We start from the raw sequence: 21,314 nt of genomic DNA, 5'->3' as shown, positions 1-21,314 counted from the left end.
GCTCACCCTTACTTCCATTCCCTACTTCTATGTTTCGCTCCCTCAAAAACATCGATTCCGCCTACCAGCAGACGAAAACGCTGGCGCTGCTGTTCATGCTGCTCTGCTTTTCCGTCGCGGCCTATGCCGTGTACTCGGCCCGGCAGACGGCCACGGCCGCGCAGGGCCGCATCTACGTGCTCGACCAGGGCAACCTACTGGCGGCCGTCTCGCACAACGTGAAGGACAACCGCCCGGTGGAGGCGAAGGATCACGTCAAGCGCTTCCACGAGTACTTCTTCACGCTCGACCCCGACGCCAAAGCCATTGAGTACAACGTGAGCCAGTCGCTGTTTCTGGCCGACGCCAGCGCCAAGCGCGCCTACGAGAACCTGAAGGAGAGTGGCTACTACAACGATCTGATTCAGGCCAACATCAGCCAGGATATCAAGGTCGATAGCGTCAGCATCAACGCCGCCACCTACCCCTACTACGCCACGTGCTACGCCCACCAGCAGATTACGCGGGCCACTTCCGTGACCACCCGCAACCTGGTATCCGAGTGCTACCTCCGCGACGTGTCGCGCTCCAGCAACAACCCGCACGGCTTTCTGATGGAACGGTGGCGGGTAGTCCAGAACAACGACCTGCGCACCGAGCGCCGCTAACCTGCATGTTGAACTTTAACATTCAGCTACTATCCCATGAGAAAGCATAGTCAAGAATTTATCAAGAAGCGTCAGCTGATGGTCTTTCTGCCGATTCCAAGTGTCATTTGCCTGACCCTACTCTTCTTTCTGGGTGGCGGGGGCAAGGGCGTGCCGGAGGCCACGGCCGCCGCGGGCCCTGGTGATACAGGTATCAATATGTCGCTGCCGTCAGCTGGCAAAAGCGCACTGTTTGAAAACAAGATGGATGCCTACAAAGCACCCACCGACAGCACCAACCGCAACGGCCTGGCCTTTACCCCAGTGGGCGAAATGGAACAGCCGGCGGCTGAGCTGCCCGCGCCCGAGGCCATGGGCGAAGCGCCCGACCCGGCCGCTGGCGGGCTGAACTATGCCGTGCAGTCTGGCCAGTCCCCGCAGCGGTTCGACCCGAACAATGACCCGAATGTAGTGGCCGTGCAAAGCCGGATGCAGCACCTGCAACAGCAGACCTACTCGGCACCGGCGCCACCTACCCCCAGCAGCACGCGCAGCGCCTACCCATCCGGTAGCGTGGCCACGAGTCGGGATGAGGAGATGGACGCCACCCTAAAGGAGTTGGACCAGCTGAAGAATCAGTACCAACAACGCCTGCTGGCGCTCAACGCCCCAGCCGCACCCGCAGCGGCGCCGGCGGTAGCCGCTCCTGCACCGGCCGCCAGTAAGCCGGCCAAGGGTATGAGTGCCATTACGCAGGTGCCGCGCTCGGTGGTGACCAACCTTTCCCGGTCGCCGGGCCCGCCGACAGCCAGCAACGGCTTCCACACCGTGGGTGAGACGACGGCCGGTATCGAGCTGAACGCGGTGCCGGCCGTGGTGCACAACGACCAGGTAGTCAGTCAGGGATCTACTGTGAAGCTGCGCCTGCTCACGGATGTACTGCTCGAAGGCCGCATGATTCCGCGCAATAGCTTCCTGTATGGCGTGTGCAACGTGTCGGGAAACCGCCTCACCATCGAGGCCACGTCGGTGCAGTATCAGAACAGCCTACTACCCGTTAGCCTGCGGGCCTTCGATATTGACGGTGGCGAGGGCCTGAGCATTCCCGGCTCCGCCGAACGGGATGCCGCCAAGCAGGGCATGGCCAACGGCGCCAGCTCGGCTGACCTGCTCACCATGTCGCCTAGTTTGGCAGCGCAGGCCGCCGGCATCGCCGTGCAGACCGGCAAGGCCCTGGCCGGCAAGAAGATCAAGCTGATCAAAATTCACCTCAAAGCCAACTATAAACTACTGCTCAAGTCATGAAAAATATCACCTCGCTTGCCTGCCTGGGTCTGGCCCTGCTCACCTTCCCAGCCACTGCCCAGAAGTCTACCCATCGGCGTAGCTCGGGCGCCCGACTAGCGGTAGCCTCCCCGGCCCGCCTGCCGGAAGCCACTGCCGCCGCCCCGGCGTTTGCCTCAGCACAGAAGATCTTGTCTTTGGAGGAAGAGAACTACATCGGCTCCTACCGCATGAGCGTGGGCTTTCAGAAAACCACCCACCTGATCTTTCCCTACGCCGTCTCCTACGTGGACCTGGGCAACGGCGGCATCATTGCCGACAAAGCCCAGGGCGCGGAAAACATCGTGCGCGTGAAGGCCAGCCAGCAGCAGGGTTTTCCCCAAACCAACATGACCGTCGTTACCACCGATGGCCGGCTGTACTCGTTTATCGTCGACTACGAGGCCAGCCCGCGGGTACTCAACTACAACCTGGCTGCTAGTGAAGTGTCGAATGCCTCGGCCGTTATCCCCCTGGCCCGGCTTTCCAACCAGAGCCTGACGCAAACCCAGCTCGAAGACTACTCCCACCAGGTGCTCACCTACACCGGGGGGCTGCGCCGCCGCAAAGCGAAGGACAATATCACGTTGGCGCTCCAGGGTATGTATACCCAGAACGACGTGTTCTTTTTCCCGCTGCACATGGCCAACTCCTCGAACATCAGCTATGATGTGGATTTCGTCAAGTTCTATATCCGGGATAAGAAGGTGGCAAAGCGCACGGCTATTCAGGAAACGGAACTGACGCCGCTGTTCGTCTACAATGCCGGCGAAACCAAGATACCCGGCCCGGGCAAGATGGCCCAGGTTTACGCCTTGAATAAGTTCACCATTCCCGACGATAAGTACCTGGTGGTGGAAATGTTCGAGAAGGGCGGCGGCCGTCATCTTTTCTTCAACCTCACCAACCGCGACATTCTGAAGGCCCGCAAGCTCAATCAGTAGGGATTCCATAAAAGTAGAGAAATCTACTTTTATCAAAACAGCAACTCGCCTCGCTTCAGTGCAACATGAAACGAGAGAAGGGGTGTACCGTTTCGGTGCACCCCTTCTGCTTTTATAAATCAGCTATAGGAGAAATTCAACTTAATGATAGGGCTCTGAGGTGGTCCAGTTACGCTGGACAGTTTAGGGCGTTAGCTTGAAGTAGTTGTTGGTGAGTAAGATAGGGCGTCTGGTAGTCGATGCTGGAGTGCAGGCGCTCGTGATTATAATAGTCAAAATAGTCGGCGACGCTGCGTTGGGCGTCCGACAGGTCGGCAAAAACGGGTCGTTCGCGCAGTTCGAGTACCTCCGTTTTGAGGCGGGACCACAGGCTTTCGGCCTGCGCATTATCGTAACAATCGCCACGGCGGCTCTGCGAGCGCACGGCTCCGTGGTCGTGCAGCAGTTGCCGGTAGGCGTTACCGCAGTACTGCCCACCCCGATCCGAGTGCACGAGCAGGCCCGGCGTCGGTGGCTGCGCCCATAAAGCCCGTTGCAAGGCGGTGGTAATCAGTTCTTCGGGCATGGTGGCTCCGACTTGCCAGCCGACCACCTGTTTGCTGGTCATATCCTGGTACGCGCACAAGTAGGCCCACTCGCCGTTAGCCAGCGGCAGATAGGTGATGTCACTGACCCACACGCGGTTCGCGTGGGTCGGCTTGGGCTGGTCGAGCAGGCGGTTGGGGGCGCAGCGCAGCCCGTGGGTCGAATCGGTCGTGCGCGGGGTGTAGGCCTTGGGCTGCAAGGCGTGGAGGCCCTGCCGACGCATCGCTGCGCGCAGGCGCTGACGACCTACGTGATGGCCCTTTTGGCGCAAGGCTACCTGCAGCCGACGGGTACCGTAGCGGCGTTTATGCACGCCAAACACTTTGACCAGCGCCGTTTCCCAAACGGGCGCTTCCTGCTTTACAGCTTGTCTTTGCGCGTGGTGCCAGGCGTAATACCCACTGACCACCACGCCCAACACGTGGCACAGCAGGCGCACGGGGTAATGCTCGCGTTGCGCCTCAATAAAGCGGTAGTGGCTCATTGGTCTGGGGTCTGCGAAAAGATGGCAATGGCTTTTTTTAAAATATCCAGCTCTTGCGCCTGCCGGCGCGCCAAGGCCCGCAGCTGGCGCAATTCGGCTGCCGTGGCCGGGTCTAGTTCTGCCCCGCGGGCGGCTGCTATGGGGGTGAGCGCCTCTTTCTGCCACTTGTAGAGCAGCTTGGGACTGATGTTCAAGGCGCGCGCGGCGGCCTGCGTCGAGCGGCTTTCGCCAGCTAAGCGCAAGGCTTCGGCACGGAAGGCGGCATCATAACGCCGACGTTTGGCAGGTTGGGGGCTGGCTTTCATGACATGGGAAAGATAAGACCCTATTCTGTCCAGATTTATCCGACCACCTCACTCCTCTTCTTCTTCGGTGTAAATACGATTGGTTGCGGCGCCTCTGCCCAGAAAGCTCAGCAGCGCCAGCACTACCCCAGCGTTCACTACCAACTGCCCCCAGCTGGGGCCGTAGGGGCTATAGAGGAAGATGGCCAGGGTCAGAATAAGCAGGAAGGTTTTCATAGTAAGAATATTAGGTAAGATACATATTGCTAAACATACGGATTTATGCGTCACTCGGCCGGCTTGGATTCAACGTGCTTATTTCTCAGCACGTTACGACACGATGCGGACTCAATCAAACCTGTAGATTTCACGTGTTTCAATCTCCTTACTTTTCAGGAGATTGCGTGCTCAAATTTGGGCGCTGATTATCAGCTGGTTCTATCTTCAGCTACTACTTTTTATTCGTCAATCCACGTGCGGGTTTCCATACACTGGGTGCAGCGCATGAGCACTTCCGTTAGGTCGGCGGTGCGCGTCAGGACCTCCTCGTGCGCGTGCAGGGTTTCTTCGCCACAGCTGGTGCAGTACAGCAACTCCGTGCTCTCCAGCATGTCTTCCAGGAAAGTGATTTGATCGGTCATCATGTCGAAAGAATAAAGGTTGCTGATCTGGGGTATCAACTCTAGGCAAAAGCACAACGTTCCGGTGGTCGACGGCCCGCGCGGCCCAGTGCGCGGAGCCATTCTATACGCCCTCGTTTTCTGCCCACTGCAGGCGGCTGTTTTCTTGGGTGCTCTGGTAGACGCTACGCTGTCGTTCGTGCACCCTGCGCCATCTGCGAAGCGAATCCGGCCGGTCTTGCCGGGTCGGCCCCGATAGAACATCACCCTAAAAGCTTTTTCTCTACCGCTTCTCTGTGGTCGGTAGATAGTATTCTTAATCTTCTTCTTTTCTACCTATAAGGAGTAGGTGAATGAAATAAGACAGATTGGTGAATCAGATAAGACAATTCCGGTGAACGAAATAAAACAGTGGTGAACGAAATAAGACAGCTGGTGAACGAAATAAAACAGGCCGGTGAATGAAATAAGACAGTATAAAAAAGCACAACCCGCATTCTAGCAAATGTGCCTTTTTATACCTGTTAGGGCGGTTTTCTTATACCCGTATCTTGCTATTCAGCGCCCGAATTTCGGACTGCGCTTGCTGCTGGATCTGCTGCTGCCGGCGCTGCTCTTTTTCCGCCTGTGACTGGGTAGGCTTCTTGGTCAGCACCACTTCGTAGGCGTCCTGCTGGGTGCCGTCAGCTTGCCGTTTGGGCGACGCCTCCACCTTGTTTACCTGGGCCGTGAACGGAATACTATCGAGCGCGCACACCTTGGCCAGGTACCCCCGCAGCAGACTCGCTGCTTTCTTGGTTGCGGTCTTTTTGAAGCCAGCAATTTCCTTCAGCTCGTCAAAGTTTTCGATAAAAGCATTTTTGCTTTTGTTCTCCTTCGTGCACCATAGCCCCCAGGCATAGCGCATGCGCAGGTATAGGAACCGGCCCACCGTCCAACTCGTGCCGGCGGGTTCGTTCTCCGTGCCCGCGGTGCGCAGGCTCACATAATCCGGCAGGTAGACGAGTTGGCTTTGAAAGTGATTGTTCTGCACGAAGTCGGGGTTTACCTGCAACGTGTAGCGCACGTAGGCCCGCTCCCGCCGGGCAATGACCAGCTGCTTGAATAGCTTCAGCGTATCGAGTATGTACCGGGTTTCGCGGGCGGGACCAGCTACCCGGTACTCTTTGGTGAGGTAGCCGATTGAATTGATCGACATGCTGTATAAGATGGCGTCCAGGATGCAACGGCCGTACTCCTCCCGGTGATTCTCGCGGAAGGCGAAGATGGCCAGGCCACCCTTGCTTAGTGGCTGTAGCAGGGAGCTGCGGCTGTGCCCAAAGAAGCCGTAGAAGTCGGCGGCGTGGAAGGTGACGCTGGGCGTTTCCAGCAGCAGCGCCAGGTTCTGGCGAAAGCTGGGGATGAACGTCTCCTTTGCCGTCCACATCACCAAATCAATGGCCAGCCCCGCATAGGGGCCGTACTGACGGACCTCATGCGGGTACCGACAGATATTAGAATCCAAGTAGATTTTATCTACATTTGCCATGCGAGTACCTTTATTTGACGGGAGTCCTTGGTTGCACAGGGGCTCCCGTTGTGTTTATAGCGTCCTGTCGCCAGGTCTAACCAAACCGGTTATGCCTGTAGCGGACGTGAGCGAAGGTAGCCTTTTTGGCGGGCCTTGTTTCTACCTCAGCAACAAAAATGCTTTTACTCGGAATTGAGCGGTAGACAATCGGACTGGTCGTCAATCTTACGACCAGTTGCGCAGCCGGCCGACCGACGCAAAATTGCGCTGGCTGATTTAGTCCTGTTCGCTCGGCTTAATCTGCCGACGTTGATACTTGCGGCCCTCGGCCTGACTCACAGCCGCCTCCCGCTGCTGGGCGCCCTCTTTATTTTGGCTGGCCTGCCGTGCGGCGGCTTCAAGCAACTGACTCACTGGCTTCTCAACGAGTGCAGCCAATAGCACCACTTCACCGATAGTGAGCTGCGACGGATCGGACTCCTTACGCTTCAGTGAGGGGTGCCCAATACTAAGCACCCGCATAAAATCCCGGTCGGTAAAGCGGTCGCCCTCTCGTAGTAGCTGGGAAAAGGTTTGATGTGCGGCCATTGGTAGAAGTAACAAAAGGGAAAAAGATCACATATCGAGCAGCAGTAAGTAAGCCCCGCCACAAAACTAAACCTCAGCTTCCTGTTGGCGCGAATAACGAGTCGTTTCTTTGTCTGCCATGGGGCGAAAGTCGTCCTTATTAGTATCAAGCTTCATCAGCGTCAACCCCTCCTAATCAGTATAGGATTTCAGCGTAGCTTTGGAAACAAGCAGCCCCCCAATGGCCACCAATAAAGCGGGGCTCAAGTTCAAACTCAGACCATAAGGCGTATCGTTGGGGCGCAAGTAGTAGCCAATTTCGGCGTATACGTTGTAGGCCTAGCCCTTCAGTCAAGGAAAATCCGGCTACTGCTGGAATTGCCCTGTCAACCATACCCCTAGATTCCAGAGGCATGTCACGATCAGCAAAAGCAAGGCGGGCAACCAGATCATCGATCCAAACCAGAAGAAAGCCAACGCCCAGAATAGTGGCTCGTCCCATTCGAAGGCCACATGCACACAATAGGCTAGGCCTGCTAACAGCAGAAGGATAGAGAACAGGACTAGTAGCACACGCATAAGTACGACCATGCGCTAAGATAGCAATCCGATGCACTACCCCATTCCCACCCTGCGCGCCTGCTAATTCAACATGTGTAGTACTCCCTAGAAATTAGATAGTTCAGGCGGGCTACCTTAATCCGAAACGTACCCGCCGCCGCTCTTGCACCTTATCGCAATCATTCAGGCCAAATGGCTAACGAGTCGGAGGTTTTACCCTATTTGTTTAACAATACCCCAATTAGGAGTATTACTATAGTAATTGGGTGGCCGGCGCTGAGGCACCGGGCAGCTGGGCCACCCGGTGCGCTGTGAGCTACGCAGCCTGCGCAAGTTGGCAGGGGTCGGGGTCAGGCTTATCCTGATCCCCTAAAATCAAATTGGCCGCTTTCTGCGCGTGGCTGGCCGCCTGCACCAACAGCTTCTTGTCGTTCTTGAGGCGAGCTATCCACGTTTGTAGGTAGGCCACGGTGTTTTCCTCCGTTGCAGCTGGGTCAAGGCCCGCAGCACCACACAAGAAGGCTGCGCCCATCTCGGCCGTCAACTCTTCGCGGGCATATCCGGCGGCGCCCTTGGTGGCCATGTTGTCGGCTAAGTCGGTGCGGTTCAGGCGAGCGCGGTGGCCGGTGCTGTGGGTCAGCTCGTGGAACAGTGTCTGGTAGTACTGCTCGGCCGATTTAAAGCTGCTGAAGGCGGGCATATTCACGTAGTCCAGCGCGGGCACATAATAGGCTTTCTGATCCATGTGCGTGATGCGGGGGCGATCAGCCCAGCTGCTCACAATAGATTCTGCCGCTTCGATGGGGGCCAGCGGCTGTGCGGTGGCCTCAGGCAGAATCAGGTTCACACCCTCCACGTCGGCAATATTGAACACCGTGCAATAGTTGACGAAGGGCGTCCGCTTGGTTTTGCCTTCCTCGGTTTCCTTCTCCATCACGTTGTAGTAAATGATAGGAAAGCCTTTGGCGCCCTGCCGAATGTAGCCGCCGAGCTGCTTGGCCTGCCGGAAGGTCATGAACAACGGTATGCCCTCGCTCAGAAAGTGCAACAAGAAGGCGTTGATGCCCGTGTACACGTGACCTGTTACGTAGTTGCGCGGGGCACCAAAGGAGTGCCACGGCTTTTGCCACGGAATTTGCCCGCCTTCCATTTTCACTAGGATGCGGTCTGTGATGATTTGGTAGGCGTCGGCTTTTGCAGTGCCGGTGCCTGGGGTGGTGCGAGTCCTTTTCATTTGAGAAGGGGTTTAAGAAAGTGCTTTGTTACTCTTTCTATACCCTAAAGATACTACTTTGTTGCTGAATCAGCAACAATTTAACATGGATATTTTTAGAATCCTTCAAAAATAAATCGTCACATAATCATAGATAGCCTTCGTTCAAGCTTGGTAAAAAGGCCTACTTCCACTGATACGATCTGTATAAGTCACAGAAGCTCTATACTACTAATACCGATAGCCAGCGTGCTCTTTTGCGCATGACGCAACCTTATTGCTAATATATTTAGTATACTTGCCTAGCAGCTTATTTTCTGTGCAGCATGGCAACGCTTGATTTGATTGAAGTAGGTACCCCGATTACCACCGTGTGGCTCCCCCTGTTTGTGACGCTGGTGCCCGCGGGCTTTCCCTCCCCCGCCTCCGACGAACTCGAAGGCCTGTTCGATCTGAACCGCCTGCTGTTTCGGCATCCCGAGGCCACCTATCTGGTGCGCGTGAGCGGGGAGAGCATGCGGGGCGCGGAGATCCACGCCGGTGACCTGCTGGCCGTGGACAAGCACCTGGAGGCAGATCATAACCACATCGTCGTGGCCGTCGTCGAGGGCGAATGCACCGTCAAGCGCCTAGTGCGGCGCGGCAGCAGCTGGTGGCTACAGGCCGAGAACCCGGCCTATCCCGACTACGAAATCACCGACCCCGAACACCTGCGCATCTGGGGCGTGGTGACCCACGTCGTGCACGAGCTGATCCCGGGCAAGCTTACAGCCCTGCTGCGCAGCCGCGACTAGTGCTTAGTCAGGTAAATTAGTTGTCCTAATTTTCTGATAGTGGCGGTCGAGTTTGACGCGGGCTTTTTCCAGGGTGAATTGCCATTTCACGGTGGCCCGGGCGGCATTGCGCTCGGCCACGCAGGCGGCCACGTGAGCCGTGAGTTCCTCCAGGGTAGGGATGCGCTGGTGCAGGCACTGGCGGGCGATGGCCGAGAGTGCCAACTCGACCATGTTGAGCCAGGACGCGTTTTTGGGCGTGTAATGCACCTCGAAGCGGGCGGCCAGGGCGCGGGCCGCTTGGGCGGGCAGGTACTGGTAAAAGACGGCGTCGGTGTGCGTGTTCAGGTTATCCTGCACCAGCACGATTTTCTCGGCCTGGGGGTAGGCGGCGGCCAGGCGCTGCAGGAAACGGCAGTAGTCGGCCCCGGTGCGGCGGGCCGAGACCTCGACCAGGCGCTGGCCACTGCCCGGTTCAAAAGCGGCCAGCAGGCAGGCCGTGCCCTGGCGCACGTAGGTGCTGCTCTCGCGTCGGGGCCGCCCGGCTTTGGCCGGTTGCTCACCCACGGCAGGCTGGGCCGGCACGGGCGGCAGCGGCTCCGTGGGCTGGCCATGCAGCACGCAGGGCCGCTCGTCGAAGCACACCACCGGAAACCGCGGGTCATACGGCCGCTCGTAGACGGTCAGCACGTCTTCCATGCGGGCCACGAAGGCGGCATTCATCGCCCCCAGACACCAGTGCTGCTGGCGGTGGGGCTGCAATTCGTTTTTTTGAGCACTTGGCTCACCGTCTCGTGGGAAATCGAGTCGACCAGTTGCAGTTCCACGGCTTTGTCGGCCAGCAGGCGCAACGTCCAGCGGCTGTGCCCGGTAGGGGCGGGCGTGCAAGCCAGGGCCGTGACAGCCGCCCGTTGGGGGCCATCGAAGCGCGCGGGCGTGCCGCGGCGCGGCGCCTCGGTCAGGGCGGCTTGCCAGCCGGCTTGCTCGTAGCGAGAGCGCAGTTGGCTGACGGTCTGCCGGCTCAGGCCAGCAGCCTTCCCGGCCGCCTGTTGGCCAATGCCCGTGGCCAGCGCCAGCAGGGCCTGGGCGCGGCGCACCGCACGCGCGGTGCGCCGACCGGTACGCGTGAACTGTTCGAGGGCCGACTGGTCAGCAGCCGGCAGCCTAAAGGGAGTGAAAGGTCGTGCCATACAAGCGCAACCCCCACCACCTCATTTTGTTGGGTAATTTGCCTGACTAAGCACTAGTGTACCCACAATGATGAGCAAGGCACCGATACCAGTGTACCACGTCAGCTTTTCGCCCAGAAATACGACTGAAAGCATGATGGCAACGGCGACGCTGAGTTTATCAACAGGTGCTACCTGTGACACTTGCCCCAGTTGCAGGGCGCGAAAGTAGAATATCCACGACAGGCCCGTGGCCACGCCCGAAAGGACCAAAAAAGATCAGATTGGTACGCGTGAGGAGGCTTAGCTTTTCGACACCACCCTGAAAATACACGATGCCCCAAGCTAGCAATAAGATAATGAAGGAGCGGATGGCGGTAGCCAAGTTAGAATCCACTCCTTTAATCCCTATTTTGGCTAAAATGGCGGTGAGAGCAGCAAAGAAGGCAGACAGCAGAGCATATATCCACCACATAAGACGATGGTTGGCAGAGGTGTAAAAGAAAACCTGAGTAGTCTTCCGCTAATCACGGACTATTCTTTTACTTGCCGATTTCCAGCACCCGAAATGTACCCGGCACGATGCTCGGGCGCGGCTTGGGGTTGTCGACCGTGGCGGCGGGAGCCGGACCTAAGTCGGCTGTGCAAGTGTAGAAATGATGGGTCTTGGGATTTTCGGCCACGGTGCGGGCACCGGGAGCAGTGGGCACAGTGGCCACTACCCTGTACGCAGTAGGCGAGTCCTGATGAATAACCGTGATGGTTCCATCGCCGCCGTTGAAGCTGAGTACGTTGCCGCTGGTGGGGTCGAAAGCAACGCCGTCAACCCCCTTGCCGATAGGCAGAACCGCCATTTGCTTGCCGGTTTTGCTATCGGTCACCACCAGCTGCTCGTTGGCGCAGCCGCTGAATAGGCGATTAGCATGGGCGTCGAAGGCGAGGCCGGTAGGCGCGTTACCGGAAGCTAAGGAATAACGGTGTAGCACGGCCAGACTCCGGGTGTCTACTTCCACCACTTCACTCTTATCTTCTAAATTCACAAACAGATGCCCCTTACCATCGGTGGCCGGAACTTCCGCGTCGCCGCCCAGCTCGGCCGTGCCTACCACTTTCCCGGTGGTGGCATTTATCACTGTGCTCTGGCCCCCATCGTTGCTGAAGGCGAATACGCGCTTGGAGTACGCATCGTATAGCATGGCGTCAGGCTTTGGACCGGTGGAAATAGTACCCAGATTCCGCAGGGTTTTCAGGTCAAAGACTATGCAGGTATTGTTGCGCCCGCAACTCACATAGCCCCGGTTGGCGCTGGGTACCACCGCTACGCCGTGAACACCGGGTGTATTAGGAATAGTGCCCAGTAGCCGCTTGGTTTTGAGGTCGATAACTTCCGTCTGAGTGCCGTGGGCCACGTAAAGACGCTCGCCGGCCGGGTCGGTAGTGAGAAAATCCCACCCCCCGTCGCCCCTAATAGGAATGGTGCTGAGCACACGGTAGGGGGCAGTAGTCGATTGGGCGCGGGCAACAGGTAGCAAGCCGAAGCTGGCCCAACAAGTTAGCGAGACGGCGGCCAGTAGATTTTTCATGCAAAAACGAATACGAGGTGAGGACAGACGCGAAAAAATTAAGAAACCCTACTACCAGGCTTTTCAACTGTAGTCGTCACCGGCTCGACAGACTAATGCCGCACACTTCTCACAATAGTCCCGACTTATCAGACAGGTGTGGCTACCAGCATGTAAGGAGTACAGGCACGAAGCCAGAGCGGCTAAGTCACCGCCTGCCAGCATAATAGCAAGCAAATAAAAGAAGGAGCACGGTGCATGAGGGCAAACGCGCCACCGTCATTATTCTAAGGGAATACGCACGTCAAAAATAGCCACCGATTCTGGCGTAATTCTGAATTAGAGATACTATCAAACCAGGCACTTGTATTACTGGTCGCCAACCGTCTTCTCCAGATTGCCACCAGAATTAACAACTAGGTTTGGGCTACGTTAACTCCTTCACCTTCTTTTCAATTACGACGATGACCCTTCCCCTGCTTCCCTTGAGTGCCGCCTTGCTACTGACAGTCCCTGCCTTCGCCCAAAAAGTAACCCTGGCCCAGGTACCGGCCGCAGCCAAAGCTACCTTCCAAGGGAAATTTGCTGGCGCCAAATCGGTGAGCTGGGAAAAAGAAGGCGTTGACTACGAAGTAGGCTTTAAGCAGGCGGGCAAAGAAATGTCGGCTGTAATTACGCCAACCGGCCAACTGAAGGAAACCGAAACGGACATGTCGCCCGCTCAGCTACCGGCGGCCGTGCGCGCCACGCTGGCTCGCGACTACAAGACGTATACCGTGGGGGAGGCGGCTAGCATCGTACGCGCCGATGGTAGCACTGTGTACGAAGCTGAAGTTCGCCGTGGCAGCAAAAAGCAAGACGTACTATTCACGGCCGACGGTCGGGTAGCTCCGCGGTAAGCAACGCGGCGTTTCCAGCAGTAGTGACGCCGTAACGTAGTCACTGCGCGGTATATAGTAGTAGACCCGATTTCTCAATAGTGGTGCGGCTAACTAGTGCATTGTTACTGTGCCGGGGAGGCCTAATGGTATAGTAGTGGTAGGAATAAGAAAAAGCGTGTGGGTAGTCATCGGGCTAATGATGCTGACGCTGACAGCGCGGGCACAGACCGGAGCCGTGCACGGCTCCTTGCAAGAAATTGGCAACAAACAGCCCGTATCCTTTGCTAGCATCGTGCTGCTGCGCGCTACTGATTCTACCTTCGTAGCCGGCGCGCAGGCTAATGAGAGCGGGGCTTTTGCGGTGGCGGATGTGCCGTTGGGGGCCTACGTTTTGCGGGCCACCGCCGTAGGCTACCATCCCCTCCGGCGCACGCTCCGCCTAACGGCTGCCGCGCCGACGCTGGTGCTGGGCGTGTTGCGCCTGCGCTCGGCAGCTACCCAACTCCAGGACGTGGTGGTGACGGCCGAACGGCCTATCGTGAGCGGAGGGCTCGACAAGCGAGTGGTAGATGTAACCAAAGACCTAACTGCCACCGGCGGCACGGCCGTAGACGTGCTGCAGAATGTGCCCTCCGTGACGGTAGATCAGGCAGGAGCCGTCAGCATTCGGGGAGCCAGCAATGTCATCATCTTTATTGACGGGAAGCCCACCGGTACCACACTCGACCAGATTCCGGCTAGTAGCATCCAGAGCGTAGAGGTTATCACCAACCCCTCGGCTAAGTATGACGCCAGCGGGGCGGGGGGTATTCTGAATATCGTATTAAAAAAAGAGCGGCGCGACGGGTTGAATGGGCAAGTGAGCGTCACGGGTGGCACCCGCGACAAGGCCAACTCCTCGCTGCTGCTCAACTACCGCAAAGGCAAGTTCAATGTGTTTGGCCAGTACGACTACCGGCGCGACCGGCGCCGCTTCGACGGCACGGTGAACCAAACCACTCTGGGCCGCGATAGTACCCTGCTGCTGCGCCAGGACCGCACGGGGGTAAGCCTGCAAAACTCGCACGCTGCCCGCCTGGGCCTGGACTATGCCCTGACGCCCGAGCAGACGCTCACGCTGGCCGTGCAGCCCCGCCTCAACCTGAATGCCAATGACGAGACCCTCCGCTCGCGCCAGGTGAATGCTACGGTCGGCGACCAGCCCGTAGTGGCGGGCACCAGCGACAGGCAGAATGCCAGCCGTGGTACCTTCCGCTCGGCCGACATCACCCTGGACTACCGCCGCGAGTACGCTGCCCACAAAGGCCGCGAGCTGACGGCCCTGGCCGTGTATACGCCCCTACTCAGCGACAACGCGGTGCACTCCGATTTGCGTTTTCTCGACGGCAATCAGCGCACCCAGCAGCAGCGCACCACCAACCGTACCGCCCAGGCGACGGCGCAGGTTGACTACGTGCACCCCCTGGGAGAAACAAGCCGCCTGGAGGCCGGGGTGCGCAGCACCCTGCGGCGGTATGATATTGACTACCAGCTAAGCAGCGTGCCGGCGCTAGCCTTTGACCCCAGTAACCGCTTTCTCTACCGGCAGTACGTGCAGGCGGCCTATGGCCTCTACGCCGGCAGCCGCGGCAAGCTCGGCTATCAGGCCGGCCTGCGGGCCGAGCATACCACCGTCACGGGCGACCAGCGCACCACCAATGAGCAGTTTACACAGCGCTACCTGAGCTTATTCCCGACCGCGGTGCTGGCCTACGACTTTCCCCACGACCAGCAGCTGCGCCTGAGCTACTCGCGGCGCATTGGCCGCCCCGACGCGGGCGAAGTCAACCCTTTCACCGACCGCACGGACCAGCTAAACCTCGTGGTCGGCAATCCACAGTTGCTACCCGAATTCGTGAACTCCTTCGAACTGGGCCACCTAAAAGACTGGGCGGGCGGGCGCAGCCTGGGCACCACGGTGTTCTACCGCCTCGAAACGGCCACGGCCAAGCCTTTCCGCTCCGTTATTACGGATCCACTCACGGGCAACCTGGTGACCTTGACTACCCGCCTGAACGTGGGCGACGAAACGTCCTACGGTCTGGAGGTGGTAGGGGCTACTCCCCTGACGACGTTCTGGAAAGTGAACGGCACGACGTCCGTCTTCCGGCGCACCATCCGGGGCACGGCGGCCGGCACAAGTATCAACACGGCCAGTCTGGCCTTCACGGGGCGCTTGAACAACACGTTTGCCTTCAACAAGCGCCTAGACGCGCAACTGGCCGTTAACTACCGCTCGCCCATCAACTCGGCCCAGGGCACGCGGGGCGAGAGTTTCAACATTGATGCGGCGGCCCGCTACAACGTGCTAGGTGAGCGGGGTACGTTTACGCTACGGGTAGCCGATATATTCAACACGCTGCGCTTTGATTCGAGCGACAGCGGGGTGGATTTTGCCACCGTCAGCCGCTTCAAGCGCGAGTCGCGCATTGCCTACCTAGGCTTCACCTACCGCTTCGGCCAAAATCAGGACAATCAGCCTAGGCGCCGCAACGCCGACGACGAGGGCGGCAGCGACAATTAACGCATGGGATTACTACTGGTTTTTCTGGCAGCAGTGCTGGCCTTTGGGGTGAGCACCGTGAGCGGGGGAGGCGCCGGGCTGCTGCTGCTGCCCGTGCTCGGACGGGTAGTACCAACGTCCAACGTACCGGCGGCCCTAACAGTGGGCACCGCCGTGAGTACGCTTTCCAAGCTGGCGCTGTTCTGGCGCCATATTGCCTGGGCCGTCACGCGACGTTTCGTACCGGGCGCGGTGCCGGGCGTACTGCTCGGGGCCTATTTGCTCAAGTACCTCAACCCATTATACTTGGAGGTGCTAATCGGGCTGTTTCTGCTCTCTAACCTGCCGGCCGCGTTCAAACGGAGCCAGCCAGCGGATGAGGCCGCTACCTCCGAACGAGCGGGCTGGCTGAAACTGAGCATCATTGGCTTTCTGGCCGGTTTTCTCTCGGGGCTGACCGGGGCAGTAGGGTTGCTGTTCAATAAGTTTTACTTCCGCTACGGACTGAGCCGCGACGAGGTTATTGCTACGCGCGCGGCCAACGAGGTACTGCTGCACGGCATTAAGCTGCTGCTCTACCTATACCTGGGGCTGTTGACGGGGCCGGCCTGGCGAGCAGGGGCCGTGGTAGCTGTGGCGGCCTTACTTGCTACGGCAGGGGCCAAGCGCTTAGTGAAATATTTATCGGAAAGCTTATTCCAGCGCATCGGCTACGGAGCTATGGCATTGAGCGGCCTGTTTATGCTGGCCTCAGCCGGACAGGAACTGCGCACGACGGAGAATCTGCGGGCTACCACCCACATTTTCGGCGGCGACCTGGAAATCACAGGTTGGTGGCGGAGCGGCAGCGTCACACTTGAGTTAGAAATCGATGACAGCCCGGCCATTGAGCAGCCGGTCATTTTTGCCGAATTACCTCCTCCGGCGCAAGCCGAAGTACAACGCGTGCAGCAAGGGCGGCCCCTCATCAAACTCGAAGAGGTATGGAAACTGAATGACCACTATTACGAAGCGTATTTCAACGAAAAAGGCCGGATAAAATCAGTCAACATTCGCGAGTAGTACAGGGCGCTCAACTGCTTCAGTTAAAGACTATTCTAGCGCCCTGTACTACTCGCGAAACGCTTTTGCTATTCGGTAGAAGGCTCCCCCGAATTGCCGTACCTCCTACCCCTAATAGATACAAGGTAACGTCTAATCATGACACTCACTCCGTGCGGAGCGAACAGAGGTTAAGTCTTTAACAATTAGCTAGTTTACAAACTATTGGTTTTATTGACTAGCTCTCCTGCTTCCTCTTTACAGCCGAGCTGTTTGCGGCCGCGATGCGCGCGTAGGTAGCTGGGCTAACCACTATGTACGTTCACGATTTGGCTCGAAACCGCCAGTTGACTGATAGATTAATAACCCGTCCTTCTACTGGCGCCCACAACGGTCGGAAAACAGGGTTGTCCAAAGGTGGTAGGACTACGGCTTCGCGACGAGTTTGACGGTAGTCAAACAAGTTTTCGCCGTTTAGCACTACTGTCCAGGGACCTGTACGGTAGCGTACTAAAGCGGCCACCAATGGATACCCTGGTGTCTGTTCTCCGTTGTTGAGGTATTGTTGGCCGGTATAGGATGCCTCGATACCCGCACCCCAATGCGCCGAAAATTCCCGGACTAACACGGCCGCCAATTTATGACGAGCAGCTAATTCTACATGTGGGTTCACTGGATTGTAGCGACGGCGGGCATCGGTAAAGACGTACCCTAGGTACACTTCCGTCTCGGCGGCCTCCATACGCACGTACGTTTCCAATCCTTGGCTTATTACAGGTTGAACCTGCGTACGCCAACTCAGCAGTAGAGGAAACTGAGAATCCGGCCCTAGCGTTGAGGGATGATTAAGGCGGGTGTAGAAAAAGCCTTGATTAAGTGTCAAATGCAGCCCAGAGGCGAAGCTGTGGGACCAGTTGATGTCCCCATTCGTACCCAGGGAACGTTCGGCCCGCTGACCGGTGAGTGGTAATACGTAGGGGTACTCCCGCTCGTCTAATTCATTTACGTAAGGTACGGGGGCCCGGTAGCCGGCGCCGCCATTAAGCCGGAAGGTCAAGTGTTCCGTCGCTTTGTAGAGTAACGCCAGCCGGGGCAGTAGGAAGGAACCGTAGCGGTTATGGTGGTCAAGGCGTAGACCTGCTTGCATCGTTAATGAAGACAAAACTTGCCAATCGTCTTGCGCGAAAACACCCACCGTGGCATAAGAATAGGAGTTAAGTAGCGGTGTATAACTTGCTGCGTCTGGGTGTAGCCGCTCACCACTCAGGCTTAGCCCCCCTACCAGTGTATGTTGCGTACCAAACCGACGTAAGTAATTGGCTTCGCCGAAGTAAGACAGTTGCCGGGCATCGAAGCCCACCGTGTTGGTGCGCACCCGTCGGCTAAAGCTACTGGCCGTGCCCTTGAGCGTCAGGCTACCCCCGCCAAGACTATCTTGCGTGTAAATGGCATCTGCGGTGTGGCGTTGTAACAGATTCGTAACAAAGTATTCATGGTTGCTACCAGCGGCCAACCCTTCACGAAGTCGTTGTGCATCGCCGCCCCGACGACTTTCGGCAGTCCCAGTATACCCTACTACTAATTGGCTGTACGCAGTAGGATACCAGAATAGGCGGGGGTGTACCGTCACATTGAGCAGACGCGGTACATCCACGAATCCGTCACCATCTACATCAACTGCCTGTTGGCGGGTGAAGCCGCCGTACATGGTATAGCCTAGCTGCTGATTGCGGGCCGCGGCAAATCCGTTCACGTTGCTTTCACGCAGCGTGCTTTGGTTGACGGTCCAGGAGTAGTGCGGACTACCTAGCGTCGGCGTCCGGCTGACTAGGTTTACCAGGCCCGCAATGGCCCCTCCGCCATATAAGGTGCTCGACGAACCTTTGATCAACTCAATCTGACGCAGATCCAGCGGCGGAATTTGCAAGATGCCAAAGCCACCGGCATAGCCCCCTAACAAGGGTAGTCCATCGCGCAGAATTTGGGAATAGCGGCCTTGCAACCCTTGAATACGCAGGTCAGCGTTGCCCGTAGTAGGCGAAGTAGGTTGAATCTGAGTGCCCGCAATATCGCCCAATAAGGAGGCAATGTTGCCCGGTTTAATGCCATTCTCCTCTCGCATTTCTTCTTCTCCTAGCACCTCTACTCGGGTAGGTAAATCCTCTAGGCGCGAATTAGTGCGTGTAGCCGTTACGACTACCTCCGCAATCTGCTCAGCAGCAGGCGCTAACAAAACTGTAACGGTGGTAGTTGACAGCCGCACTTGCTGTGAGCGGTAACCAAGAGCCGTTACGGTGAGCACTACGCCGAGTGGTGGTGACAGCGTAAGCATAACGATGCCGCTGGTATTGGTCTGGCCACCTGTGCTGGTACCTGGGATGCCTACGCTTGCTCCTACCAGCGGCGTACGGCTGAGGCTGTCACGTACGGTAATACGTACTGTTTCATTCTGTGCTCGTACGGTAGTACTCACCAGTAACATGCCGATACCGCAGCTGAGTACAGCCAGACGGCAGTTGGATTGCCAGAGGCGTTTGTAAGTGAATATGAATAGCTGAAGTAGGAGAAGTTGGGGCATAGTCTATTAGGAATGCTATCTACACAAGACTACTGGTCAATTCTGAAGAGAATCCGTAGTGATGTCACCTATAGGTTGTGCTCTCCAAAGCCTGGGTATGTTCCCGCTAGTATGCACACCAGTGCCGGATTACCGTCTGCGTGCGGAATGGTAGACCGAAGGCTGACAGATACGCTTTGTATATTGCAATAGCAGCTGACAATTAACGATTGCACCCTCGTTACCATTCTAAGCACGTTCGCACGACGCAGGCCGCCCCAGCTGCGGGAGACGACTGAAAACGGGTTGCTCAGCCAGTCAGCGCTGGCGCACTTCAGGTAGGCCTTACTGGGAATATGACCGACCTCAACTCACTGTCTTTTTTGACGGGCGCATCCTGCTAAGGCGAGTGAATTTGCTATGAATGGCCGTGCTTATTATATAGATTCTTCTAGCGTTTCAACCCAATCTACTGCCCCTCATTGATATGCTCATTGTTTCTATTTCTAGATTGAAAAATGTATATAGTATGATAGTGCAGGGGCTACTACTTACTAGCTGCACACTTTTAGAATTCAGCCCTAGCGCTTTCAATGGCGCTAACAGCCAGACGAATCTTACCGCAAAGAATCTGGCATTGCTGGCAGCACATCCTCTGCCGGTTGGGGATACGCTCCGCTTCGCATTTACCGGCGATTCACAACGCTTTTATGACCACGCCGAAAATCTAGTGAAGAGTGTAAATCAGCAATCGGGTGTAGCGTTGCTCCTATTAGCTGGGGATGTCTCTGATTTCGGATTGACTCGCGAAATGCGCTGGATAGACAATCGTCTTCGTAAACTCAACGTTCCTTACCTCACTGTAATTGGCAACCATGATCAAGTGGGCAATGGTCGTGCTGCTTACCAGCATGTTTTCGGTCCCCTGAATTATTCGTTTGTGTACAGCGATACCAAATTTATTTGTATTGATACTAACAGCCGTGAGTACCACTTCAATGGCCAAGTACCGGATGTACCCTGGCTGCAACAGCAAGTGAACAACCTAGACGGCGCGAAACGTCAAGTAGTTATAGCACACGTGCCGCCTGATGACCCCGACTTTGACTCCTGCCTTGTTGTGGCATACGCGCACACCTTGGCTGTAGCCCCGAAACTGCTCTTCGAGTTGAATGGACATCGGCATTCGTTTCGAATAGGAGAGACATTTAAAGATGGTGTTACGTATATAAATTCTTATTCCTTTGAGAAAAATCAGTATATTATCCTGACCGTCTGGAACGACGCGCACGACCAGCCAAACTATCGGCTTAAAAAAATAGCATTTTAGTGTATCGGTAGTTTTCTGCCGTTACGAAGTTAATACGTTGCTTTCAGCTGTAGTGCGTGGTACTTTTCACTATTTAACCCTTGCGTATTTCTTTTTCACTGCTACCACTTTTTTTGAAGAAACTGTTAGTGGTAACAGGGGTAATTATCTGCCATTTCTCGCAAGCACAACAAACACCCTTTCAGGCGCGCAAGGCACCCTTCTTCCTGACGGTGCAAATAGGTGGGGGTGCCGGGACAGTAGCAATCGGAGGGGGCGTGCAACTGGTGCGGCAACGAGTAGAGCCCGAGCTATTGGTAGGCTACGTGCCGAGTCGTTTCAGCGGGCAACCGCTTACCATTTTTACGTTTAAAACCACCTATTTACCTGTTAATTACGCGTTTGGAAAGCACTGGCGCACCAGCATCGGCGTGGGGGCTTATCTAACCTACACTACCGGCGCTACGATACGTGATAGTAAGGATCCGACTACTTACCAGCGTGGCTATTACTGGTTTTCCACAAAAATTCGCACTGGCTTATTTCTAACGCCACGCCTTGCTAATTATGACATACGGCAAACTTCTGGTTTTCCTCCCTTAGCTGCCTACGCCGAATTGGGTACTAATGATTTGTATCTGCTCAGTCGTTTGCCTAACAAAGGTGCTCCCTCTTTCACGGAGTTGCTTACGCTAGGCTTTGGCTCGAAAGCACGCTGGTAGTACTCGGCTATTCTAAGGTAGTGAGAAGGGGGTTTCCAGTC

The 21,314-nt window shown here is 56.7% G+C and carries 20 protein-coding genes and 1 pseudogene; 9 read left to right on the top strand and 12 right to left on the bottom strand.

Annotated elements, in window-relative coordinates; all coding sequences use genetic code 11:
* The first annotated feature begins 29 nt into the window (after window positions 1-29).
* The 3 genes from traK to traN are packed head-to-tail and all read left to right on the top strand — an operon-like array spanning window position 30 to window position 2,893.
* Window positions 30-647, top strand: coding sequence for a conjugative transposon protein TraK (gene traK, locus F1C16_RS21715; RefSeq protein ID WP_185284641.1), 618 nt, complete (start codon window positions 30-32; stop codon window positions 645-647).
* A gap of 36 nt (window positions 648-683) precedes the next feature.
* Entirely contained in the window at window positions 684-1,931 is a 1,248-nt protein-coding gene (gene traM / locus F1C16_RS21710; RefSeq protein WP_185284640.1) for a conjugative transposon protein TraM, read from the top strand.
* Window positions 1,928-2,893, top strand: a complete 966-nt coding sequence (traN, locus tag F1C16_RS21705; RefSeq protein ID WP_185284639.1) for a conjugative transposon protein TraN — start codon at window positions 1,928-1,930, stop codon at window positions 2,891-2,893. Before traM ends, traN begins: the two co-directional genes overlap by 4 nt.
* Window positions 2,894-3,062: 169 nt before the next feature.
* Here traN and F1C16_RS21700 read toward each other — a convergent pair whose 3' ends face one another.
* The 7 genes from F1C16_RS21700 to F1C16_RS21670 form a co-directional block, all read right to left on the bottom strand.
* A complete protein-coding gene (locus F1C16_RS21700) occupies window positions 3,063-3,962 on the bottom strand; it encodes an IS3 family transposase (RefSeq protein WP_185284650.1) in 900 nt (299 codons plus the stop codon).
* Entirely contained in the window at window positions 3,959-4,267 is a 309-nt protein-coding gene (locus tag F1C16_RS21695; RefSeq protein ID WP_185284638.1) for a transposase, read from the bottom strand. The genes F1C16_RS21700 and F1C16_RS21695 overlap by 4 nt, the downstream gene beginning before the upstream one ends.
* Before the next feature lie 48 nt (window positions 4,268-4,315).
* Window positions 4,316-4,483: a hypothetical protein gene (locus F1C16_RS21690; protein ID WP_185284637.1), complete on the bottom strand. Its 168-nt coding sequence runs from the start codon at window positions 4,481-4,483 to the stop codon at window positions 4,316-4,318.
* Between the two features lie 221 nt (window positions 4,484-4,704).
* Window positions 4,705-4,890 carry a hypothetical protein gene (locus tag F1C16_RS21685; RefSeq protein ID WP_185284636.1) on the bottom strand — a complete coding sequence of 62 codons (186 nt, stop codon included), beginning with the start codon at window positions 4,888-4,890 and terminating at the stop codon, window positions 4,705-4,707.
* 514 nt (window positions 4,891-5,404) lie between these two features.
* Window positions 5,405-6,394, bottom strand: a complete 990-nt coding sequence (locus F1C16_RS21680) for a hypothetical protein (RefSeq protein ID WP_185284635.1) — start codon at window positions 6,392-6,394, stop codon at window positions 5,405-5,407.
* Between the two features lie 258 nt (window positions 6,395-6,652).
* Window positions 6,653-6,964, bottom strand: coding sequence for a hypothetical protein (locus tag F1C16_RS21675; RefSeq protein WP_185284634.1), 312 nt, complete (start codon window positions 6,962-6,964; stop codon window positions 6,653-6,655).
* Between the two features lie 856 nt (window positions 6,965-7,820).
* Complete coding sequence (locus tag F1C16_RS21670) at window positions 7,821-8,738, bottom strand: ArdC family protein (protein WP_185284633.1); 918 nt, start codon at window positions 8,736-8,738, stop codon at window positions 7,821-7,823.
* Between the two features lie 305 nt (window positions 8,739-9,043).
* On the opposite strand from F1C16_RS21670, the gene F1C16_RS21665 reads away from it, so the two are divergent.
* A complete protein-coding gene (locus F1C16_RS21665) occupies window positions 9,044-9,511 on the top strand; it encodes a LexA family transcriptional regulator (protein ID WP_185284632.1) in 468 nt (155 codons plus the stop codon).
* A 3-nt stretch (window positions 9,512-9,514) separates the two neighbouring features.
* On the opposite strand, the gene F1C16_RS21660 is transcribed toward F1C16_RS21665, so the two are convergent.
* The 4 genes and pseudogenes from F1C16_RS21660 to F1C16_RS21645 form a co-directional block, all read right to left on the bottom strand.
* A complete protein-coding gene (locus F1C16_RS21660; RefSeq protein ID WP_258049192.1) occupies window positions 9,515-10,213 on the bottom strand; it encodes an IS630 family transposase in 699 nt (232 codons plus the stop codon).
* Window positions 10,210-10,680, bottom strand: coding sequence for a helix-turn-helix domain-containing protein (locus tag F1C16_RS21655; protein WP_185284630.1), 471 nt, complete (start codon window positions 10,678-10,680; stop codon window positions 10,210-10,212). The genes F1C16_RS21660 and F1C16_RS21655 overlap by 4 nt, the downstream gene beginning before the upstream one ends.
* Before the next feature lie 21 nt (window positions 10,681-10,701).
* Window positions 10,702-11,134: pseudogene (locus tag F1C16_RS21650) on the bottom strand (EamA family transporter).
* A 67-nt stretch (window positions 11,135-11,201) separates the two neighbouring features.
* Window positions 11,202-12,242: a YncE family protein gene (locus tag F1C16_RS21645; RefSeq protein WP_185284629.1), complete on the bottom strand. Its 1,041-nt coding sequence runs from the start codon at window positions 12,240-12,242 to the stop codon at window positions 11,202-11,204.
* Window positions 12,243-12,685: 443 nt separating this feature from the next.
* Between F1C16_RS21645 and F1C16_RS21640 the strand changes: the two genes are divergently transcribed.
* The 3 genes from F1C16_RS21640 to F1C16_RS21630 all read left to right on the top strand — a co-directional run bounded on the left by F1C16_RS21640 (window position 12,686) and on the right by F1C16_RS21630 (window position 16,706).
* The gene (locus tag F1C16_RS21640; RefSeq protein WP_185284628.1) at window positions 12,686-13,120 is read left to right on the top strand and encodes a PepSY-like domain-containing protein; all 435 of its coding nucleotides are present in this window, start codon (window positions 12,686-12,688) and stop codon (window positions 13,118-13,120) included.
* Window positions 13,121-13,298: 178 nt separating this feature from the next.
* Entirely contained in the window at window positions 13,299-15,665 is a 2,367-nt protein-coding gene (locus F1C16_RS21635) for a TonB-dependent receptor domain-containing protein (protein WP_185284627.1), read from the top strand.
* Between the two features lie 3 nt (window positions 15,666-15,668).
* Complete coding sequence (locus tag F1C16_RS21630; RefSeq protein WP_185284626.1) at window positions 15,669-16,706, top strand: sulfite exporter TauE/SafE family protein; 1,038 nt, start codon at window positions 15,669-15,671, stop codon at window positions 16,704-16,706.
* A gap of 301 nt (window positions 16,707-17,007) precedes the next feature.
* On the opposite strand, the gene F1C16_RS21625 is transcribed toward F1C16_RS21630, so the two are convergent.
* Window positions 17,008-19,263, bottom strand: a complete 2,256-nt coding sequence (locus F1C16_RS21625; RefSeq protein ID WP_185284625.1) for a TonB-dependent receptor — start codon at window positions 19,261-19,263, stop codon at window positions 17,008-17,010.
* A gap of 466 nt (window positions 19,264-19,729) precedes the next feature.
* Here F1C16_RS21625 and F1C16_RS21620 point away from each other — a divergent pair, with 466 nt between their 5' ends.
* Together F1C16_RS21620 and F1C16_RS21615 are read left to right on the top strand one after the other, a co-directional pair.
* Complete coding sequence (locus F1C16_RS21620) at window positions 19,730-20,572, top strand: metallophosphoesterase (protein WP_185284624.1); 843 nt, start codon at window positions 19,730-19,732, stop codon at window positions 20,570-20,572.
* Between the two features lie 113 nt (window positions 20,573-20,685).
* A complete protein-coding gene (locus F1C16_RS21615) occupies window positions 20,686-21,273 on the top strand; it encodes a hypothetical protein (protein WP_185284623.1) in 588 nt (195 codons plus the stop codon).
* The last annotated feature ends 41 nt before the right edge of the window (window positions 21,274-21,314 follow it).

It is taken from the genome of Hymenobacter sp. NBH84, from assembly GCF_014217645.1.
GTDB classification, from domain to species: domain Bacteria; phylum Bacteroidota; class Bacteroidia; order Cytophagales; family Hymenobacteraceae; genus Hymenobacter; species Hymenobacter profundi.
This window is presented reverse-complemented; position numbering and strand designations above follow the sequence as displayed.

Bases quoted from the DNA above. Each gene is read 5' to 3' on its own strand.
- traK (WP_185284641.1), top strand. From the start codon at position 30: ATGTTTCGCTCCCTCAAAAACATCGATTCCGCCTACCAGCAGACGAAA.
- F1C16_RS21680 (WP_185284635.1), bottom strand. From the start codon at position 6,394: ATGGCAAATGTAGATAAAATCTACTTGGATTCTAATATCTGTCGGTAC.
- F1C16_RS21670 (WP_185284633.1), bottom strand. From the start codon at position 8,738: ATGAAAAGGACTCGCACCACCCCAGGCACCGGCACTGCAAAAGCCGAC.
- F1C16_RS21695 (WP_185284638.1), bottom strand. From the start codon at position 4,267: ATGAAAGCCAGCCCCCAACCTGCCAAACGTCGGCGTTATGATGCCGCC.
- F1C16_RS21655 (WP_185284630.1), bottom strand. From the start codon at position 10,680: ATGGCACGACCTTTCACTCCCTTTAGGCTGCCGGCTGCTGACCAGTCG.
- traM (WP_185284640.1), top strand. From the start codon at position 684: ATGAGAAAGCATAGTCAAGAATTTATCAAGAAGCGTCAGCTGATGGTC.
- F1C16_RS21660 (WP_258049192.1), bottom strand. From the start codon at position 10,213: ATGAATGCCGCCTTCGTGGCCCGCATGGAAGACGTGCTGACCGTCTAC.
- F1C16_RS21675 (WP_185284634.1), bottom strand. From the start codon at position 6,964: ATGGCCGCACATCAAACCTTTTCCCAGCTACTACGAGAGGGCGACCGC.
- F1C16_RS21690 (WP_185284637.1), bottom strand. From the start codon at position 4,483: ATGAAAACCTTCCTGCTTATTCTGACCCTGGCCATCTTCCTCTATAGC.
- traN (WP_185284639.1), top strand. From the start codon at position 1,928: ATGAAAAATATCACCTCGCTTGCCTGCCTGGGTCTGGCCCTGCTCACC.
- F1C16_RS21685 (WP_185284636.1), bottom strand. From the start codon at position 4,890: ATGATGACCGATCAAATCACTTTCCTGGAAGACATGCTGGAGAGCACG.
- F1C16_RS21645 (WP_185284629.1), bottom strand. From the start codon at position 12,242: ATGAAAAATCTACTGGCCGCCGTCTCGCTAACTTGTTGGGCCAGCTTC.
- F1C16_RS21620 (WP_185284624.1), top strand. From the start codon at position 19,730: ATGCTCATTGTTTCTATTTCTAGATTGAAAAATGTATATAGTATGATA.
- F1C16_RS21640 (WP_185284628.1), top strand. From the start codon at position 12,686: ATGACCCTTCCCCTGCTTCCCTTGAGTGCCGCCTTGCTACTGACAGTC.
- F1C16_RS21665 (WP_185284632.1), top strand. From the start codon at position 9,044: ATGGCAACGCTTGATTTGATTGAAGTAGGTACCCCGATTACCACCGTG.
- F1C16_RS21630 (WP_185284626.1), top strand. From the start codon at position 15,669: ATGGGATTACTACTGGTTTTTCTGGCAGCAGTGCTGGCCTTTGGGGTG.
- F1C16_RS21625 (WP_185284625.1), bottom strand. From the start codon at position 19,263: ATGCCCCAACTTCTCCTACTTCAGCTATTCATATTCACTTACAAACGC.
- F1C16_RS21635 (WP_185284627.1), top strand. From the start codon at position 13,299: ATGATGCTGACGCTGACAGCGCGGGCACAGACCGGAGCCGTGCACGGC.
- F1C16_RS21700 (WP_185284650.1), bottom strand. From the start codon at position 3,962: ATGAGCCACTACCGCTTTATTGAGGCGCAACGCGAGCATTACCCCGTG.